The organism is Streptomyces sp. 13-12-16, assembly GCF_002114215.1.
In the GTDB taxonomy this organism is placed as follows: domain Bacteria; phylum Actinomycetota; class Actinomycetes; order Streptomycetales; family Streptomycetaceae; genus Streptomyces.
Genome location: NZ_NCTE01001051.1, coordinates 1 through 3,230, shown reverse-complemented (window position 1 = coordinate 3,230; position 3,230 = coordinate 1). Strand labels below are relative to the sequence as shown.

Genomic DNA, 3,230 nt, shown 5'->3' with positions numbered 1-3,230 from the left:
GCCCGCGCGGCCGGACCGCGCATCGCCGCCGCCCGCGCCGCCCTGGACGACAGCGGCCACCACCGGTTCACCGCCGCCGCCGAAGAGGCCGGTGCCCACCGCTGGGCCGAGACGCTGCACGGCCTCCTCGCCGACCCCGCGGCCCCGTTCTCGATGGGCGACCTGGTGGCCGGCGGACTGCAGCCCCGGCACCGGCGAGTGGTGCGGCTGATGCTGCCCCTGCTGGCCGAGCACGGCCTCGCCCGGACGACCGGACAGACCTGGCGGCTGACCGGCGCGGAGACCCGCGCCGAGGCGCTGCTGCGCTACCTGGTGGAGGACCACCCCCGATTCGGCGCCGAGACGCTGCTCCTCAACCGGCAGCTGCGCCGGCTGCCCGACGTGGTGCGGGGACGCGTCGACGCACGCGAACTCCTGCCGGCCGGGGACAGCGCGTACGAGCAACTCCACGAGACCGGCCCGGCCCACCGCTTCGCCCACCGCGCCGTGCAGGCACTGCTCGGCGACATCGTCGGCCGCTGGCCCGCCGACCGTCCGCTGCGCGTCCTGGAGGTCGGCGCGACCACCACCGCCCTGACCGCCGCGGCACTGCCCGTGCTGCCGGCCGACCGGACCCGCTACACCCGCACCGCCCCCACCGGCAGCGGTCCCACCCGAGCCGAACACCGCTTCGCCGCCTACGACTTCGTCGAGCACCGCACCCTGGACCCGGACGCCGACCTGATCGCTCAGGGACTGCCCCGGTCCGGTTTCGACCTCGTCCTCGCGGGCGACGCCCTGCACGCCACCACCGACCTGGCCGCGACCCTGCGCCGGCTGCACGAGGTGCTGGCCCCCGGCGGACACCTGCTGGCCGTCGAACCGCACCACGCCCGGCTCCAGGCCCTGCTCTCCGGCACGCTGGACGACTTCTGGGAGCGCGGAGACCACACCCTGCGCCCGGCGTCCCGCATCCTCTCCCGCGACCGGTGGGCTCCGCTGCTGCGGCGGTGCGGCTTCTCCGGTGTGGCGCAGACCGGGCCCGAGGACCGCTCCGTCCTCCTCGCGGCGGCGGACCACGACGGCGGTACGGGCCACGACGGCGGTGCGGGCCAGGACCGGGGCTACGGTCCGGGCCGCGACCACGGACCGGGCCAGGACCACGGCCCGGACACCGGGCCACCGCCGGCGGCCCCCGGTGCCGCCTGGGTGATCGCCGTCGAGGACGACACCGAGACGGCGACCGCGCGGGCACTGGCCGCCCTCCTCGGGAAGGCCACCGTCGTCGTCGCGCCCGACCGGGCCGCCGCCTGGAGCGAGGCCCTGCCCACGGACACCGGTCCGCGCGTCGTCCTGCTGCTCGCCGAGCCGGGCCCGCACGACACCGTCGTACGGACCACCCGCCGGGCGGCCCTCCTGCGCTCCCTGGCCACCGCCTGCGACGGCCCGAAGGGTGCCACCGGCCCCCGCGTATGGCTCGTCACCCGTCCGACCGGCCTCTTCCCGGCCCCGGAGCAGCCCTCCCACCCGGACGACGCGGCCGTCTGGGCGGCCTGCCGCACCCTCGCCAACGAGCGCCCCGACCTGTCCCTGCGACGCCTCTCGTGCCACCGCACCGGTGACGCCCACACCGACGCCCGCCGCCTGGCCGGCGAACTCCTCGCCCCCGGCGACGACGACCCGGGCACCCGGGAGGACGAGATCGTCCTGACCGCCGGGGGCCGGTTCGTCCCCCGGCAGGTCCAGCACCCGGCGGACGAACCCCCCGGCGTCCCCGCCGGCACGCCGTACATCCTGGAAGCCCGCGACCCCGGCCTGCGCCGACGGCTGGTCTGGCGGCAGACGGACCTCCCCGCACCCGGACCGGGCGAGGTGGCCCTCGAGATGCGGGCCGTGGCCCTCAACTACCGCGACCCCATGAGGGCCAACGGCCTGCTGCCGCCCGAGGCGGTGGAGAACAGCCCGATCGGCCGCGGACTGGGCACCGACGGCGCCGGCGTCGTACGCGCCGTGGGGGAGGGCGTACGGGACCTGAAGCCCGGCGACCGGGTCTGCGGCCTCGTGCCCGCCGCCCTCGCCTCCCACGCGACGACCCCCGCCTCCGCCGTCGTCCGCATCCCCGACGGGCTGGGCTTCACGGAGGCGGCGACCTTCCCCGTCGCCTTCCTGACCGTCCACCAGACCCTCGTCAACCAGGCCCGTCTCGGCCCCGGGGAGACCGTGCTCGTCCACGGCGGAGCCGGGGCGGTGGGCCTGGCCGTCCTGCAGTGCGCCCGCCGTCAGGGCGCCCGCGTCATCGCCACCGCCGGCACGGAGACCAAGCGGGACCTGCTGCGCACCCTCGGCGCCGAGCACGTACTCGACTCACGCAGCCTGGACTTCGTCCCCCGCGTGCGGGAACTGACCGGCGGCCGGGGCGTGGACGTCGTGGTGAACTCCCTCAGCGGTGAGGCCATCGCCCAGGGCCTCGGCCTCCTGAGCCCCAACGGCCGTTTCATCGAGCTGGGCAAGAAGGACATCTTCCTCAACAACCCGATCACACTGCGCCCCTTCGACCGCAGCCTCACCTTCATCGGCTTCAACCTCGACGCCGTCATCGACTCCCCGGAACTCGGCGCCCTGCTCCTCACGGACTTCGAGGCGGAGGCCGTCTCCGGCACCTACCGCCCCCTGCCCCACACGGTCCACCCCGCCGCACGGGTCGAGGAGGCCTTCCACCTCCTGCAGCACTCCCGGCACACCGGCAAGGTCGTCGTCACCTTCGACCCCCTCGACGAACCCGTCCCCGTGGAACCCGCACCCGGCACCCTCCGCCTCGACGGCGAGGGCACCTACCTGATCACCGGCGGACCGAGCGGACTCGGCGCCGCCACCGCCCGCCTGCTGGCCGACCGCGGGGCCCGGCACCTGGCCCTGCTCTCCCGCAGCGGACCCGACGCCCCCGACGCGCCCGCCCTGCTCCGGGAACTCACCGACCGCGGCGTGCACGCCACCGCCCACGCCGCCGACGTCACCGACGAGACCGCGCTGCGCCGGGTCCTCGACGCCGTCGACGCCACCGGACACCCCCTGCGCGGTGTCGTCCACGCGGCGATGCACATGGACGACGCGGTGCTGGCCGACCTCACCGACGACCGGTTCGCCGCCGTACTGGCGCCCAAGGCGGGTGGCGCGGCCCTCCTGGACCGCCTCACCGCCGACCGCGACCTGGACCTGTTCCTCACCTACTCCTCCGTCTCCGCCGCCATCGG

General features: G+C 76.3%; 1 protein-coding gene. It reads left to right on the top strand.

What is annotated here, in order from left to right:
- Positions 1-3,230, top strand: a 3,230-nt coding sequence (locus tag B7767_RS35000) for an SDR family NAD(P)-dependent oxidoreductase (protein ID WP_143652797.1), incomplete at both ends; no start/stop codon positions are given.